Raw genomic sequence first — 15,945 nt, 5'->3', positions numbered from 1 at the left:
ACAAATCTCTTTAAAACACAAAACTGGTGCAATACGTCATTTGACGTATATTTTACTCAGTAAAAATAATAAGCTGTTTTTTTATTTCTTCTTTACTTGCTTTTTCGTTTTCTAATTTTTCTGATAGAAAGTCTATGGTTTTAGAGTTTTCTCTAATAGATTCTAAAGTTAAATCTACCATCAACCTAAAAAGAATTAATAAAATAGCAGCAATAACACTAGCACCACTAAATACAATAAAAAAGAACGAGATAATTACTACAAATTGCTGTAAAAAAATACGAACATATGGTTTAAACATAATTTCTTTAGCAGTAAATATTTCGTATTTTCTATTACCAATATAATCTGTAATAAATTTGCCTAAATGTGTAAAAATAATGGCAGGTAGAGCATATTTTATATCTTCTAAATTTAAAATGGCACCATAATTTTCTATAAGATGAAAAGGTTCTTTTATAGTTTCATTACTTTCTATACCAAAAAGAGCAAAGCCAAAAATAGATTGAATTGCTACAAAAAAACCATAATGAACTATAAAAAAGAAAATAAGACCAAAATCAGATTTTTTTTATTTGCCATAAAGTATGCTCCAAAGCATTTTTAGCACATTAAAAATAGCAGAAACAAAAAAAGAAGAAAGAAAATTTTGGAAAGAACAAAAAGCGTATGAAAAAGATTTAAAGAAAAAAGATAAAGAAGCTTACAAAGCTTACATGAAAGGAAAAAGAGATGCATATGCAGAACATAATAGGCATTGTAACAATCATTGTTCTCATGGTCATTATTACCATAAACATGCAACATATTATTATCATTTTGAGTATAGAAGAGAACCAAGATATAGAACAAGAACCAGTACAAATGTTAGAGTAGGTTTGCCTAGAGTAAGTATCGGGTTTTAATATTATAAATTGAGTAAGTCTGTTATTTTTAACGGGCTTACTTTTTTTAAAAAGTAATATGAGTAAATTGCTTTTGAAGTGCCTGTTTTTTTATATCTAATTTATTTAAAAACTGCTGATGTTGCTCGGAATTTTCATTAAAAGGCCTGTGCAAAATTCCTTTTTGTATAACATCTATTTCTTTCATTGTTGATGTGGTTTCATCAGAAAACCAAGTCGCCAAAAATCTTTCCCAAATATAGTTTACAGCTGTTTTATTCGGATGAATTAAATCTTCTGTATAAAAACGATAATCGCGTAATTCATCCATCATAATTTCATAAGAAGGAAAATAATGTGTGTGTGTTCTTGGCTCAATTACTTCATGAATTGCAGTTATCAAATGACTTTTACTTTGCGTATTCTCTATAAAACCATCTTTTAAATGCCTTACAGGCGATATTGTAAAAATAATATCTACCTTAGTATTCACTGTTTTTATTAAAGCAATTATAGCTTGTAAACTTTCTGTAATTTCATCCACAGAGATCAACTCTTTTAAGAATTTTTTTTGCGGAATTTTATGACAATTAGCCACAATTTTATCGCTTTCTATATGTCTATACACCCAAGAAGTTCCTAATGTGATGATAATATGCGAAGCATCTTTTATTTGTTGATGAGTAGCAGAAATTGCTGAGTTTAAGTTGTGTAAAATTTCATTTTGATCTAAAGAACTTAAGCTAGAATGTGCATCAAAAGAATGCCAAATTTCATTTTGATAAATTAAATCTTTTTCTGTGTATTTTTTTTGGTTGATGGCATTCGTAATTAAATTCTCTATTGCTATCGGATGAAATAAAATACCAAACGGATTTTGCGTAGATTGAAACTTAAAATAACTGAATTGGTTTCCAATATTTTCAGAAAAACAAGAGCCAAATAATAACAGTTTAGAATTGTAATCAATTAGATTTTTAGATGCTTGCTTTAAAGGTATTCTAGTTTGCAAATTCATTTATTGTAACATTTTCAATTATAAGCGTCTAATCTTTAAAATAAAAACCATAAATCATGAAAAATAAAGACAAAAAATACCAATCATTTAAAAGTAAGTTATTAAAGTTTTATAAATGCGAAATAAAAACATTTAATAAAATACTGGGTATAAAATAGTTTAAACTATATATTCTTTTGCTTTTTCTAAAACTTTAGGAATTCCTCCAGGATTTTTACCACCAGCAGTTGCAAAGAAAGGTTGTCCACCTCCACCTCCGTGAATTAATTTACCTAATTCTCTTACCACAGTACCTGCATTATAACCACGTTCGTTGGCTAATTCTTTAGAAATATAACAGGTTAATAGTGCTTTTTCTTTTGTTGGAGCAGAAGCAAATAATAAAAATAAATTTTGATGTTCTTTACCCAAACCAAAAGCAAGGTTTTTAATTCCGTTTGCATCTAAATCTACTTTAGTAGCTAAAAATTGCACTCCGTTAATTTCTTGTAATTGATTTTTAATTTCTCCTGATAAATTTTGTGCTTTTTCCTTTAAAAGTTGCTCAACTTGTTTTTGTAAATCAGCATTTTCATCTTGTAATTTTTGAATTGCTTTTACAGGATCTTTTGCGTTGTTTAATACATCTTTTACTTCGAATAAAGTTCTGTTATTATCAAAATAAAAATCTTTAACAGCATCATTTGTAATGGCTTCAATTCTTCTGATTCCTGCAGCAACAGCACTTTCAGATTTTATTTTAAAATGCCAAATATCACCAGTGTTTTTTACGTGTGTACCTCCACAAAGTTCTATGGATTTTCCAAATTTAATGGCTCTAACAGTATCTCCATATTTTTCGCCAAATAATGCCATTGCTCCATCTGCAATTGCTTTTTCCATGGTAATATTTCTACTTTCTTCTAAAGGTAGTTTGCCAGAAATACGAGCATTTACAAAGTTTTCTACGTCACGTAATTCATCAACAGTTAATTTAGAAAAATGAGAAAAATCGAAACGTAAATATTTAGAATGTACAGCAGAACCTTTTTGTTCTACATGTGTGCCTAAAACCTCTCTTAATGCTTGGTGTAATAAATGGGTTGCAGTGTGGTTACACTCAGTTCTATGACGTTGTTTTTCATCAACAACAGCTTTAAAAACATCGTTTACATTTTTAGGTAAGTTTTTAGTAAAATGAATAATTACATTGTTTTCTTTTTTGGTATCAACAATATAAATTACATCGCCATTTGCGTTTTCTAAATAGCCTTTATCACCAACTTGCCCTCCACCTTCTGCATAAAAAGGAGTTAAATTAAAAACGAGTTGATACATTGTTCCATCTTTTTTAGAAGTAACTTTTCTGTATCGTGTAATTTTTACTTTGGCTTCTAAAAAATCATAACCAATAAATTCTTGAACAGCATCATCTACTAAAACTGTCCAATCTTCTGTAGACATTTCACTTGCTGCACGCGATCTATTTTTTTGTTTTTGCAATTCTGCTTCAAAACCTTTTTCGTCTAAAGTGTATCCTTTTTCTGATAAAATTAGAGCAGTTAAATCTATAGGAAATCCGAAAGTGTCATACAATTCGAATACTTTATCACCAGAAATTTCTTTAGTTTTTGCTGATGCAATAATACCATCTAACAAAACTAAACCTTGATCTAAAGTGCGTAAAAATGAAGTTTCTTCTTCTTTAATTACGTTTTCTATCAGTTGTTTTTGGGCTTTTAATTCTGGGAAAGCAGTACCCATTTTTTCACTTAAAACGGCTACCAATCTATAAATAAATGGTTCTTTTTTATCTAAAAAAGTAAAACCATATCTTACTGCACGTCTTAAAATTCTACGAATTACATAACCTGCACCTGTGTTGCTTGGTAATTGACCATCAGCAATAGAAAAAGCGACAGCTCTAACATGATCAGAAATTACACGAATTGCAATATCTTGTTGTTCGTTTTTACCATAAGAAGTATTTGTTATTGTGCCAATTTGGCTAATAATTGGTGTAAAAACATCAGTGTCGTAATTCGATTGCACGTTTTGTAAAACCATACACAAACGCTCAAACCCCATACCTGTATCTATATGTTTGTTTGGTAATTCTTCTAAAGAACCATTTGCTTTTCGGTTGTATTGCATAAAAACCAAGTTCCAGATTTCTACCACCTGAGGATGATCTTTGTTTACCAAAGATTTACCATCTACTTTTGCTTTTTCTTCTGCAGAACGAATATCAACATGAATTTCAGAACAAGGTCCACATGGGCCTTGATCGCCCATTTCCCAAAAATTATCTTTCTTGTTACCTTTTAAAATACGATCTTCAGCAATAAATTGTTTCCAAATATCATAGGCTTCTGTATCCATTTCTAAATTGTCAGCATCATCAGATCCTTCAAAAACAGTAACGTATAAAATGTCTTTATCAATTTTGTAAACCTCAGTCAATAATTCCCAAGCCCAAGCAATAGCTTCTTTTTTAAAATAATCTCCAAAAGACCAGTTGCCTAACATTTCGAATAAAGTATGATGATAGGTATCGTAACCCACTTCTTCTAAATCGTTATGTTTACCAGAAACACGCAAGCATTTTTGCGAATCTGTAATTCGATTCTTTTTCGGAGTTCCATTTCCTAAAAAATATTCTTTAAACGGAACCATACCAGCATTGGTAAACATTAATGTTGGGTCATCTTTTGTAACCATTGGTGCAGAAGGAACTACTAAATGAGATTTTTCTTTAAAAAAGTTTAAAAAAGTAGCGCGAATTTCTTGAGATTTCATAAAAAAGAAGTTTCCAACAAGTTGGATTTTGTTAATTTATTTTTAAAAAACTGCTATAAAATAAGCAGTTGTAAAACATTTTGTAAATTTGTTTGTTATTTAAGTAAGGTTATTTAAATATAACGTTACAAAAAACACAAAAATAGTATAATTAAGAATATGGCAAAAGTAAAATATTATTATGATGAGACTACGCTTTCTTACAGAAAAATTGAAGTAAAAAAGAGCGATTATTATCGTAAAGTAATATTTAGCATTTTAGGGGTAATTTTAATTGCTTTTTTTGGTTTTATAGGCTTTAGTCAGATTTTAATGTCTCCCTCAGAAAGAGCTCAAAAAAGAGAGTTAGAAAACTTAAAGTTTCATTACGAACTGATAGAGAAAAGATTAGAAGAAAGCTCTTCTATTTTATCTCAACTACAAGAAAGAGACAACAATATTTACCGAAGTTATTTTGAAGCAAACCCAATACCAGAAGAGCAGCGTAAAGCTGGTTTTGGTGGTGTAAATCGTTATAAAAATTTAGATGGTTTTGATAATTCTGATTTAATTAAAAAGCTCACAAAAGAAGTAGATATATTATCAAAACAAATGGTAGTACAATCTAAATCTTTAGATGAAATTGTAGATTTAGCCAAAGAGAAAAAAGAAATGTTAGCAGCAATACCTGCAATTTTACCGATTAAAAAAGGAGATTTTTATGTAGCTTCTGGTTATAAAATGAGAATGCATCCTATATTAAAAATCAATAAATTTCATAAAGGGATGGATTTTACAGCTCCAAAAGGTACACCTGTGTATGCTTCTGGAAATGGAAAAATTTATAGAGCACAAAGAAGTAGCACTTTTGGAAATGTAATTTACATAGATCATGGTTATGGTTACAAAACAATTTATGCGCACTTAAGCAAAATGGTGGTTAAAAGACGCCAAGAAGTTAAAAGAGGAGATTTAATTGGTTATGTAGGTAATACAGGTTTGTCTGTTGCACCACATTTACATTATGAAGTGCATAAAAACGACAGGGCTTTAAATCCGATTAATTTTTATTACGGAGATTTATCTTTGGATGAATTTGCCAAACTACAACAAGCCTCAGAAGAAAGTCAATCTTACGATTAGTATTTTTAGTTTTAGAGACAAGGGACAAGACTAAAGTTGATAGTTGGACATGGATTGAAAAAAAATGAAAAAATAATCAATTGTTTACCTAAGCTTCTAAAAGTCTTTTTTAACTTTGAAAAACTGAATATTGAAAAATGCACATAGATTTACCCGAAAAACGTTATTATAAAATAGGCGAAGTTGCCAAAGCGTTTGGTGTAAATGCTTCCTTAATTCGTTTTTGGGAAAAAGAGTTTGCTATTATTAAGCCTAAAAAAAACGCCAAAGGCAATCGACTTTTTACACAAGAAGATATCAAGAACTTTAAGCTAATATTTAATTTAGTAAAAGAAAGAGGTTTTACTTTAGAAGGCGCCAAGCAAAAGCTTAAAAAAAATCCGGAAGGTATTTTTAATAATCACGAAATTATTAGCAGATTAGAAAGTGTAAAAGCAGAATTGATTAAAATTAAAAATCAGTTGTAACAAATGTTTATTTGTTGTGTCTAATCCTTAGAAAACCGTTCATTATTTTTTAGATTCTAAAGAATAATCGATAATATTGTAACACAAAAAATCAATCAATTAAAATATAGAAATTATGAAAAAATGGTTAATTCCAGTAATAATTATAGCAGTTTTAGCTTTTTATGGATACAGTAGAGCAAAAGGATTTAATAACGAAGCTGTTGTTTTACAAGAAGATGCAAAAACAGAATGGTCTAATGTAGAAAGCGCTTACCAACGTAGAAACGATTTAATTGGTAATTTGGTAAAAACCGTACAAGGAGCTGCAGATTTTGAAAAAGAAACATTAACCAATGTTATTAATGCAAGAGCTAAAGCAACTTCTGTTAATATTAATGCTGGTGATTTAACACCAGAAAATATGGCACAATTTCAACAAGCTCAATCTGGTTTAACAGGTGCATTGTCTAAATTATTAGTTTCTGTAGAACGTTATCCAGATTTAAAAGCCAATGCGAATTTCTTAGAATTACAAAGTCAGTTAGAAGGTACAGAAAACAGAATAAATGTTGCTAGAGATCGTTTTAACGAAGATGTAAATAAATACAATAAACACATTAAAGTTTTTCCAAATTCAGTATTTGCTGGTTGGTTTAATTTCGATGAAATGGCTAGATACAAATCTAACCCAGGTTCTGAAAATGCACCAGATGTAAACTTTGATTTTTAATTAAGAACAACAAAACAATGTCTAAAGTAGAAGCTTTTTTAACCAAAGAAGAAGAGCAAGAAATTATTGCTGCAATTAGAGTTGCAGAAAAAAACACTTCTGGCGAAATTCGTGTGCATATAGAAGCTACAACAGATAAAGACCATTACAAACGTGCTTTAGAAGTTTTTCATCTCTTAAAAATGAACAACACCAAAGACGAAAATGCAGTGCTAATTTATGTAGCCGTAAAAGACAAGAAATTTGTAATTTATGGTCATAAAGGAATCAATAAAGTGGTGCCAACAGATTTTTGGAATACAACTAAAGATGTGATGCAAAATCATTTTAAAAACGCCAATTTTAAACAAGGAATTGTTGATGGAATTTTAAAAGCTGGCGAAGAATTAAAAGCACATTTTCCTTGGCAAATAGATGATGAAAACGAACTTTCTAATGAAATTTCTAAAGGATAATGATGATTCGTAAACAATTTTTTAAAAATAGTTTTCAGTGGACAAGTATGTTTAAAAAGTTCTTGTTTGTAACCGCTTTTATTTTTTCATTAAATACCTTTTCTCAAGGATTTAAAATCCCTGAAACACCTAAATTTCAAACTAGTGTTTACGATTATGTAAGCTTGCTTTCATCAAACCAAAAAAAGAGCTTAGAACATAAATTAGTAAAATATTCAGATACTACTTCTACACAAATTGTAATTGCTATTATTTCATCCACAGAAGGTGAAAACATTAATTATTTAGCTGCAAATTGGGGAGAAAAATGGGGGATTGGAGATGCAGAAAAAGACAATGGAATTCTTATTTTATTAGCTAAAGACGATAAAAAAATTGCCATCCAAAATGGTAGAGGAGTAGAGCATTTAATGACAGATTTTCAATCGAAGAGAATTATAGATAGAATTATAATTCCAGAGTTTAGAAAAGGAGATTTTTATGCTGGTTTAGACAAAGGATCAGATTATATTTTTAGAACTTTAATGGGCGAGTTTAAAGGAACTCGACAACAAGAATCAGAGGGTTTTGATCCTGGAGTTATCATTTTCGTTATTTTTATCATCATCTTTTTTATCCTTATTTCTAGAGGAAATAAAAACAATAGAGGTGGAGGAAGAGGTTATAGAAGAGGTTCTGTAGCAGGCACAATTTTAGATACCATTATTTTAAGCAACGCTGGTAGAGGTGGAGGTAGCTTTGGTGGTGGTTTTGGTGGTTCTTCTGGTGGAGGCTCTTTTGGCGGAGGTGGATTTGGTGGCGGATTTGGAGGTGGCTCTTTTGGAGGTGGAGGTGCTTCTGGAGGTTGGTAATCTTAAAATTTATCTACTTAAAGAATCTAAATAAATTTCAAAAAAAAATGTTGATGAAAAAACTACTGATTTCTTTCTGTTTTTTATTTTTATTTAGTTGTCAGAATTTTGGACAACTAGAAATGCTTGCAGATTTACCAAAAGTTTTAGATGAAGTTTCTGGTACAGAAACAATACAAGGTTCAGATTTTATCTGGATGTTGAATGATTCTGGAAATCAACCAAAATTATTTGCAGTTTCTGAAGAGGGTAAAATTTTAAAAGAAATTTACGTTAAAACAAAAAACCATGATTGGGAAGATTTAACAGCCGACCAAAATGGAAATATTTACATTGGCGATTTTGGAAACAATACTAACAAAAGAAAAAATTTACGTATTCTTAAAGTTGATAAAAAGTATTTAGATAAAAAAAATGCTGAGGTAGAAAAGATTGAATTTGAGTATGAAGATCAAAATAAGTTTCCACCAAAAAAGAAAAACCTATTCTTTGATGCAGAATCTTTTTTTTACTTTAAAAATCACCTTTATATTTTTACAAAAAGTAGAACAAAGAAAAAATACGGCAAAACATCATTGTATAAAATCCCTGCTAAAAAAGGAGAACATACAGCCAAGTTAATTGGCGAATTTGATAATGGAAATAAAACGGATTCTTGGATTACTTCTGCTGATATTTCTAACGATGGTAAAAAAGTGGTGCTGTTATCACAAAAAAATATTCTAATTTTTACCGATTTTAAAGGTGATAATTTTTTATCAGGAAAAGTAAAAGAAATAGAATTGACCCACGAAACCCAAAAAGAAGGCATCTGTTTTAAAGATACTACTACTTTATTAATTACTGATGAAAAATCTGGTGGAGAAGGTGGTAATTTATATCAATTAAAATTAGAATAAAACTACATATTTATACAATAATAAAGCCCAAGCAGCTACTAAAAACAAGCCTCCTAAAGGCGTAATTGGACCTAAAAATTTAAGTTTCTTATTTTTTGCTGATGAAATAACAAGTCCGTAAATAGAGAAAGAAAACAGAATTACACCAATTATAAATGCATTAACTATATAATTATCTATGGTTAAAGTAGCATCTAAATTAAAGCCTAAAATTAGCAAAACAATGGCATGATACATTTGGTATTTTACGCCTGTTTCAAAACTTTGTAGTTGGTCTGTACTTAGAGTTTTCTTTAAAAGATGTGCTCCAAATGCACCAAAAATGATTGCTAAACACCCAAAAATACTACCAGAAATTAATGCTAATTGACTCATAATTTAAAAATCAAAACCTACCTTAAATGCAATTCGCATACCATCATCGCCATTAAAAGCGCCTATATTACCCACAAAAATATTGGCAGCGTTAAAAAATATTCCCCCACCATAAGAAGTATTTGGTGTTCCGTTTTCAGTAATTGGTATGGTTAAATTATCTGGTGTGTGCCAAACTTTACCATAATCAAAGCCACCAAAAATTCCGATATTCATAGGTAATAAACTTGTTTTAACACTTCTTAAATTTAGGCGCACATCTGTAGTGTGATAAAATGCGTTTTTACCTGTAAAACGCTCATTTCTGTAGGCACGTAAACCATCATTACCACCAATGGTGGCAGCCTGATAAAACTCGAAATTATTACCAAAAGTAAATTGTCCTTTTACTTTAGAAGCCAAAACTAATTTACCACTAGGTATTAATTTGTGTGTAATTGCCAAAGAAGTATGGTTGTACCCAAAACTTCTTTTTTCATCTAAATTTCTAGTGTATCCAAACTTGGTATCGAATTCTAAGCCTAAAGTTGTAAATGCAGGATTGTCTGAATGCTTATAGTTGTAACTTGCTTCTGTATTTAAGAAATGTTGTTGTTTAAATATTCTGTTATCTGCAGCGTAATTTGCTTCTAAATACCTGCCTTCAGTTCTTTCTATATCATAACTTTGGTAGTTTAAACCTACTTTTAAAGCAGCGCCTAAATCTCCTCTTAACTTTATAAACGAACCTATTTTAATTTGCCCAATTTTAACTCTATTGTAATCTCTATTTTCTTCATCTTTTTGAGCTTCTGGATTTAAAGAATTATTTCCATAACCAAAAAAGTTGTTGGCATAATTTGGGCTAGTGAATTTTGCATCGAAACCTAAGTTCCATCTATCAAAAATATTTGCAATTTCTGATGTATAGCCCAACTCGAAACCTTCAGTTGCAAAATAATAATTTGCAGAAATTACATGTTGTCTTGTAAAAGGGTTTCTTTCAAAAGAATTGACTAAGAATAGATATTTTAAACCAAGTTTAATGCCATCATCTGGGTTATACCCAATTGTTGGCGAAACTTTACTTTGTTTGTGTTTTAGTTTTTTGTAATCGTAAGTATTGGTTTTGTAATCGTCTGTAATTTTTTTATGAATATTTTTTGTTATAAACGTATTCTTTTTTGATTTGTAATCATAAACCTTTACATCATGAGGTTCTGCAATATCATAAACATCGTTATTTAAACCACCAATAATTTTTAGTTTAATGCTTTTTTTACCATTGGCACCTCTTAAAACAAACTCGTCATCATCATCTAAACCATAAATCCAAATTTCTTTGGTAATGTCGTATTTGTATCTTCTATCATGGATAATAATTCCTTTTTCGCCATCTTTAATTCTGTATACTGTAATTCTGGTATCACCATTTACAAAGCGTTCAATTTCGAAATAATCATCTTTATTTGTTCCTGTAATTACTTGGAATTCATTTAGATAATAAAAATAATTGTCAGATATTTTTTGAAGGTTTTTTCTTCTACCTTTTAGTTTTCTTTTAATTTCGCTAATGGTTTGGTCAGTTACTTCTTCTGGAAAATTTTTAAAAGCACTTTCTATAACTTGGTCTGTAATTTGGTTTTGAATGATGCTTACTTGCTTATCCCAAACCTTTTTATCGGAAGCAGAAATTAATGTCATGTCTAAAGGATGACCAGACAAATTAAACCATTTTGCGCTTTTAATATCTTCTGCATAAGAGCGCATGCCTCTTAAATCTGGTATTAACTTGGTAAAAATATTTAATAAAATTCCGTCTGCAAAAACAGAAAAAGCTTGATCTCTATCTCTTGGTACAGGTCTGTAAACCACTTTGTCGTTTTCTTTAAACTCTGCCCATCTCCATTGGTCTTGGTGTCTGTCCCAATCTCCAATTAGCATATCAAACAAACGAGCTCTTATATATGCTTCTTCGTCTAAAACGTATTTTTCGTCCTTCTTTAAATTTTTGCGTAAATCGTCTGTGCTTATAATTTCATCAGAATAACCAAAGCTTTCTTTATCTCCATGTCCATCTGCAGTTCTGGCTTCAATCATATACAGCTCATCACCATAATCTGTATTAAACTCACCCAAACTTTCTTGTTTAGGCACATAAAATAAAATAGGATTTGTATGATAAACATTGATGGCATCTGCAAGTTGAGCTATGGTAAATGGAGCGTAAGGGTGTGAGCCTGTAAAAACATCTAATAACAAACTTTCTGTGTAGGTTTTTTTAAATTGCCCTTCTACATATTGATCTTTAAAAGCAACTGCTTGTAAATACTGTACAGCATTTTTTCTTAAAGCTCTCATTACATATTCTTTACCCTCTTTATCTTCTAATCGTAAAGATTTTGATTGATGACCACCACCTCTTCTTACAGGTTTTAAACCACCAAATAAAGTATCTAAACTTACGGTTGGTGCATTTATTTTTTGACCAAAATATTTTCGATATCGTTTACCCCAAAGTAAATTATACATGCCAGTTTTAGTGGTTTCTTCATCCGTGTAAATAGACGCTTTTTTTTCGGTTAGATCTGCATTCGGAAAAGCTTTAAATTCAATAATACTATCTGCCTCAAACACATTTGCTTCATAAACAATTTTACGATCTTTTGCAGTATAATAGTGTACTGTAGAAGAACCATCTGTATACACATCTAATCTTGCAAAACCTTGTGTACCATAAGAAAATAAGCCTCCGTTTACATTTTTTGTAGCTGTAACTTTAGAACCAGAACCACTTACTATTTGTGGTATGTTGTCTTGCACAATGTATTGTAAATTATGCTCATGACCCGAAACAAGAATTATTTTTTCGTTTTGCTGTGCTAAACTAATAATGCGTTTTCTAAGTTCGTTGTATTTATCATTTTGTTGATCTGTATTGGTAACACCAGATGTTTTTCTTAGAATATTTAGCGCACTTCCTAAAATTGGTAAAGGTTTTGTATGGCTTTTAAAAGAGTAATACCCTCCATGAGGACCATTTGTAAATATAGGATGATGTATGGCTAAAAGCGTGGTTTTTCCTTGCGATTTTTTAATCATTCCCTCTAATTCTTCAAAGAATTTTTCGCGAGTTTTAATTTGGCATTCATCGTTAATTCCTGGATGATTGTCCCAGTTTGTAACATACCAATGAGAGTCTACAACAATAATATTTATATCATCATTTACTTCAATTTTTTCTAACGGACATCCATTTTCGGGTAAAAAAGTATTTTTACCTAAAGCATCTTCAACTAGTTTTTCTTGTCTTTTTAATCCTTTTAAACCACTGTACCAATCGTGATTTCCAGGAATAAATAAAGTTTTTCCAGGAAATTTTTTCCCAATATCTGTTTGTACTTTTAGTCTGTATTTAGAAAGTTCGTGTAGTTTTTTTCCTTTAGATGGAATTCCTTTTGGATAAACATTATCACCCAAAAAAATTAAAGTAGAATTTTTATTCGCTTCTTCAATTACCTGATTTAAGTAAGATAAAGCAGAATCTCTTTTATTGAATTCAGAATTACCAGCATCACCAACAAGATAAAATGAATGAAGTAGCTTTGCATCATTCTTCTTTATGTTAAATTTTTGACCTTCTGTAACTTGCATTTTTACAGTGGCACAAGAATGTATAAATGAGACTAGTAAAAGCGCAAAACAAATTTTCAATATTTTCATGGCGTAAAAATAAATATTTAAATTGACTTGTTGTACGAATCTAAATCTTGTTTGGTATCAATATCTACTAGATTTGCATTTATTTTAGGTAAAAGCGTGTCTTTTGTGTTTTGATTGATGAATTTTTTTGCGCCTTTATCTCCTTTTATCAATAGTAAATCTTCGAAATATTTTGATGGAAAAAGAGCTGGTACACCTAAAAAATCGCCATAATTAGAAGCAATGATTTTAGAAGTGTTTTTGTGAAATAGATTGATTATTTCTTGCAAATAAGCAACAGAAATGGCTGGCTGATCTGCCAATAACACCAAAAAGCCATCTAACTGAATTTTGTTTTTTTTAAAGTGATGAATGCCTGCAATAATACTAGAACTCAATCCGTTATTATAATTATCATTTAAAATAAAGTGGATGTTTTCTGTTTTAATTTTCAATTTAATCAAATTAGCATTTGCGCCTAAAACACAATATATAGAGTTTGTAGCTAATTGTTTTGCTTTATCTAAAGTAAGTTCTAAAAGGGTTTGATTACCTAGCTTTACAAGCTGTTTTATGCTTTTCATTCTTGTAGATTTACCAGCAGCTAAAACTAAAACAGCAATATTTTTCATTTAAGAACTATGAATTTTACCATTAATATTCCTTAAAGAAAAAGGTTCTTTTTGTCTGATAACCGATAAAATTTCTGCAACTATAGAAACTGCAATTTCTTCGGGTGTTTTTGCACCAATATGTAAACCAGCAGGCGTATAAATATTGTCTAAAAATTCGTCAGAAATATCTGGAATAAACTCAAAAAGCTCATTAAATAAACGTTCTCTTCTTTTTGGTGCACCCAAAATACCAATATATTTTGGTTTGTATGCTGATAATTTTACCACGTATTTTAAATCTTGCACATAACTATGATTCATAATTACAATAGCAGTATTTTCTGAAAGATCTGTAAATTGAATGGTTTCTGGAGAATTACCAACCACAGAATTTGCCCCAGGAAAATCGGACAATTGTTTGCTGTCTTTTGCAGACGTTATTACATCAATTTCCCAACCTAAATTTGCAGCAATTTTACACAGTTTTACAGCATCGTGTTCGCCACCAATTATAATTAATTTAAAAGCTGGCTGCAAAATTTGCGTAAAAAGATCGATTTCACTTTTTTCTTTAGGTATGAATGATTCTGAAAATGTAAATTTTTCTTGATTATAAAAAGTGACTAAAGAACCAAAATAGCCAAAAGCTTCATCTTTTTTTAGAAAAAAACTATCAATTTTTAAAGTTTCTCGTTTTTTAACAGCATTTGAAAAAGCATTTAAAAATGCATCATCAATAAAAATAGGTTCAATTAAAATGTATAAAATGCCTTCGCAACCCAATCTGTATCTGCCATCGTAAGTGATTACTTTGGGTTTACCATCAACAAAAACCGATTTAGCTCTCTGAATAATTTCCTTTTCAACACAACCACCAGAAACTGCACCAACAGAATTTAAATCTTCAGAAATTAACATTCTTACGCCTGGTTTTCTGTAAGATGAACCTTCTAAATGTACCACAGAAGCCAAAACATTTTTCAATCCTTTGTGTTGATTGATAACGGCCTGATTGATTATTTCTTTAAGTTCGTGAATCATTAAATAATAGTAATTGTGCTACTAATATAAAGTTTTTAGCTTATAGTTCAAGTTAATTCCATTGCAACTCTTTTCTTTCTTGCCAATAGATTTCTGGTGAAATTTTAAAAGAATTTAATTGTTCAATTTCATCTAAAGTTAATACAAAAGAATTAGTTTTTAAATTTTCTTTTAATTGATTAGGGTTACTTGCGCCACTTAAAACCACACTTTTGGGTATTGTTTGTATGCAGTATTTTAGAGCAATGGCATCTACACCCACTTTATATTTGTTTGCTAAGTTTTCTAAAATAGTATATGTTTTTTGATAATGTGGGTATTTTTTATTTCTAAAAATTCTACCATTGGCTAAAGCTTCTTTTATTACTATTGATTTATTTTGTTTGATGAGTTCATCAGAAATTTCTATTAAACTTTGGTCTAAAAAATTATAAGTAACCTGATAAACATCAAATAATTGTTCACCATCAATACAAACATTTAAAGCTTTTTGTATCACTTCAACCTGATTTGTTCCTGTTGTAGTTACACCAATTTTTAAATTGTATTCTTTTTTTAAAAATGCCAGCTGTTCTAAAACGGATTTGTTTTCTAAAACTCCAGTTTCTAAAGTAGCAGAATGAATTTGATATACTTTTAAATAAGGCAAAAGTTGTTTAGAAAATTGCCATTGTTCTTTTAATTTGGCTGAACTGTGTTCTTTTATTTCGTGAATTTTAGCATCAGGATTAAAATTTGCAGTATAGGTATATCCCCATTTTGTAGCTACTTCTATAGATTTATTGTTTTTGGTTTGCAACCATTCTAAAACTAAATCTTCTGCTAAACCATAACCAGGAGCAGTATCAAAATAACGAACTCCAGATTGATAAGCATTTTCTAACACAGAAAAACTTTGCTTTTTAAAAGCATTTAAATCTGAATTATCTACTTGTTTCAGACGAACATTTATATATTGTGGTCTTCCTAAAGCTGCTGTTCCTAAACCAATTTTCATAATTTTTGTCTTTAAACTTTTTCAGTTTTTCCAAACCTGAAAGATAATTAA

General features: G+C 29.9%; 14 protein-coding genes and 1 pseudogene. 7 read left to right on the top strand and 8 right to left on the bottom strand.

The window, feature by feature from the left end; all coding sequences use genetic code 11:
• Positions 1-52: 52 nt before the first annotated feature.
• Positions 53-553, bottom strand: a pseudogene (locus ACWYN7_RS04780) (DUF6498-containing protein); the annotation flags it as partial.
• Positions 554-587: 34 nt separating this feature from the next.
• On the opposite strand from ACWYN7_RS04780, the gene ACWYN7_RS04775 reads away from it, so the two are divergent.
• Positions 588-905: a hypothetical protein gene (locus ACWYN7_RS04775; protein WP_462858710.1), complete on the top strand. Its 318-nt coding sequence runs from the start codon at positions 588-590 to the stop codon at positions 903-905.
• Between the two features lie 46 nt (positions 906-951).
• Here ACWYN7_RS04775 and ACWYN7_RS04770 read toward each other — a convergent pair whose 3' ends face one another.
• Entirely contained in the window at positions 952-1,902 is a 951-nt protein-coding gene (locus tag ACWYN7_RS04770) for a GSCFA domain-containing protein (RefSeq protein WP_462858709.1), read from the bottom strand.
• A 159-nt stretch (positions 1,903-2,061) separates the two neighbouring features.
• Positions 2,062-4,680, bottom strand: coding sequence for an alanine--tRNA ligase (alaS, locus tag ACWYN7_RS04765; protein WP_462858708.1), 2,619 nt, complete (start codon positions 4,678-4,680; stop codon positions 2,062-2,064).
• A gap of 159 nt (positions 4,681-4,839) precedes the next feature.
• On the opposite strand from alaS, the gene ACWYN7_RS04760 reads away from it, so the two are divergent.
• The 6 genes from ACWYN7_RS04760 to ACWYN7_RS04735 all read left to right on the top strand — a co-directional run bounded on the left by ACWYN7_RS04760 (position 4,840) and on the right by ACWYN7_RS04735 (position 9,186).
• Positions 4,840-5,802 carry a peptidoglycan DD-metalloendopeptidase family protein gene (locus ACWYN7_RS04760; RefSeq protein WP_462858707.1) on the top strand — a complete coding sequence of 321 codons (963 nt, stop codon included), beginning with the start codon at positions 4,840-4,842 and terminating at the stop codon, positions 5,800-5,802.
• Between the two features lie 137 nt (positions 5,803-5,939).
• Positions 5,940-6,269, top strand: a complete 330-nt coding sequence (locus ACWYN7_RS04755; protein ID WP_462858706.1) for a MerR family transcriptional regulator — start codon at positions 5,940-5,942, stop codon at positions 6,267-6,269.
• 115 nt (positions 6,270-6,384) lie between these two features.
• Entirely contained in the window at positions 6,385-6,981 is a 597-nt protein-coding gene (locus tag ACWYN7_RS04750; protein ID WP_462858705.1) for a LemA family protein, read from the top strand.
• 17 nt (positions 6,982-6,998) lie between these two features.
• Complete coding sequence (locus tag ACWYN7_RS04745; RefSeq protein ID WP_462858704.1) at positions 6,999-7,436, top strand: TPM domain-containing protein; 438 nt, start codon at positions 6,999-7,001, stop codon at positions 7,434-7,436.
• On the top strand, positions 7,436-8,287 hold the full coding sequence (locus ACWYN7_RS04740; RefSeq protein ID WP_462858703.1) for a TPM domain-containing protein: 852 nt from the start codon (positions 7,436-7,438) through the stop codon (positions 8,285-8,287). Before ACWYN7_RS04745 ends, ACWYN7_RS04740 begins: the two co-directional genes overlap by 1 nt.
• A gap of 53 nt (positions 8,288-8,340) precedes the next feature.
• Complete coding sequence (locus tag ACWYN7_RS04735; protein WP_462858702.1) at positions 8,341-9,186, top strand: hypothetical protein; 846 nt, start codon at positions 8,341-8,343, stop codon at positions 9,184-9,186.
• Here ACWYN7_RS04735 and ACWYN7_RS04730 read toward each other — a convergent pair.
• The 5 genes from ACWYN7_RS04730 to ACWYN7_RS04710 form a co-directional block, all read right to left on the bottom strand.
• Positions 9,178-9,561 (bottom strand): DUF423 domain-containing protein, encoded by a 384-nt coding sequence (locus ACWYN7_RS04730; RefSeq protein WP_462858701.1) that lies wholly within the window; start codon positions 9,559-9,561, stop codon positions 9,178-9,180. The genes ACWYN7_RS04735 and ACWYN7_RS04730 overlap by 9 nt on opposite strands.
• 3 nt (positions 9,562-9,564) lie before the next feature.
• Positions 9,565-13,194 carry a metallophosphoesterase gene (locus ACWYN7_RS04725; RefSeq protein WP_462858700.1) on the bottom strand — a complete coding sequence of 1,210 codons (3,630 nt, stop codon included), beginning with the start codon at positions 13,192-13,194 and terminating at the stop codon, positions 9,565-9,567.
• 86 nt (positions 13,195-13,280) lie between these two features.
• The gene (locus ACWYN7_RS04720) at positions 13,281-13,874 is read right to left on the bottom strand and encodes a nucleotidyltransferase family protein (RefSeq protein WP_462858699.1); all 594 of its coding nucleotides are present in this window, start codon (positions 13,872-13,874) and stop codon (positions 13,281-13,283) included.
• Positions 13,875-14,897, bottom strand: coding sequence for an XdhC family protein (locus tag ACWYN7_RS04715; RefSeq protein ID WP_462858698.1), 1,023 nt, complete (start codon positions 14,895-14,897; stop codon positions 13,875-13,877).
• A 52-nt stretch (positions 14,898-14,949) separates the two neighbouring features.
• Positions 14,950-15,894 (bottom strand): aldo/keto reductase, encoded by a 945-nt coding sequence (locus ACWYN7_RS04710; protein WP_462858697.1) that lies wholly within the window; start codon positions 15,892-15,894, stop codon positions 14,950-14,952.
• Between the last annotated feature and the right edge of the window lie 51 nt (positions 15,895-15,945).

Source organism: Polaribacter sp. M10 (assembly GCF_054968445.1).
Note: the sequence above shows the minus strand (reverse complement) of the source record. Positions and strands in the feature narration are given on the sequence as shown.

Excerpts from the sequence above, each read along its gene's own strand:
- ACWYN7_RS04775 (WP_462858710.1), top strand. The coding sequence starts at position 588 with ATGCTCCAAAGCATTTTTAGCACATTAAAAATAGCAGAAACAAAAAAA.
- ACWYN7_RS04770 (WP_462858709.1), bottom strand. The coding sequence starts at position 1,902 with ATGAATTTGCAAACTAGAATACCTTTAAAGCAAGCATCTAAAAATCTA.
- alaS (WP_462858708.1), bottom strand. The coding sequence starts at position 4,680 with ATGAAATCTCAAGAAATTCGCGCTACTTTTTTAAACTTTTTTAAAGAA.
- ACWYN7_RS04760 (WP_462858707.1), top strand. The coding sequence starts at position 4,840 with ATGGCAAAAGTAAAATATTATTATGATGAGACTACGCTTTCTTACAGA.
- ACWYN7_RS04755 (WP_462858706.1), top strand. The coding sequence starts at position 5,940 with ATGCACATAGATTTACCCGAAAAACGTTATTATAAAATAGGCGAAGTT.
- ACWYN7_RS04750 (WP_462858705.1), top strand. The coding sequence starts at position 6,385 with ATGAAAAAATGGTTAATTCCAGTAATAATTATAGCAGTTTTAGCTTTT.
- ACWYN7_RS04745 (WP_462858704.1), top strand. The coding sequence starts at position 6,999 with ATGTCTAAAGTAGAAGCTTTTTTAACCAAAGAAGAAGAGCAAGAAATT.
- ACWYN7_RS04740 (WP_462858703.1), top strand. The coding sequence starts at position 7,436 with ATGATGATTCGTAAACAATTTTTTAAAAATAGTTTTCAGTGGACAAGT.
- ACWYN7_RS04735 (WP_462858702.1), top strand. The coding sequence starts at position 8,341 with ATGAAAAAACTACTGATTTCTTTCTGTTTTTTATTTTTATTTAGTTGT.
- ACWYN7_RS04730 (WP_462858701.1), bottom strand. The coding sequence starts at position 9,561 with ATGAGTCAATTAGCATTAATTTCTGGTAGTATTTTTGGGTGTTTAGCA.
- ACWYN7_RS04725 (WP_462858700.1), bottom strand. The coding sequence starts at position 13,194 with ATGCAAGTTACAGAAGGTCAAAAATTTAACATAAAGAAGAATGATGCA.
- ACWYN7_RS04720 (WP_462858699.1), bottom strand. The coding sequence starts at position 13,874 with ATGAAAAATATTGCTGTTTTAGTTTTAGCTGCTGGTAAATCTACAAGA.
- ACWYN7_RS04715 (WP_462858698.1), bottom strand. The coding sequence starts at position 14,897 with ATGATTCACGAACTTAAAGAAATAATCAATCAGGCCGTTATCAATCAA.
- ACWYN7_RS04710 (WP_462858697.1), bottom strand. The coding sequence starts at position 15,894 with ATGAAAATTGGTTTAGGAACAGCAGCTTTAGGAAGACCACAATATATA.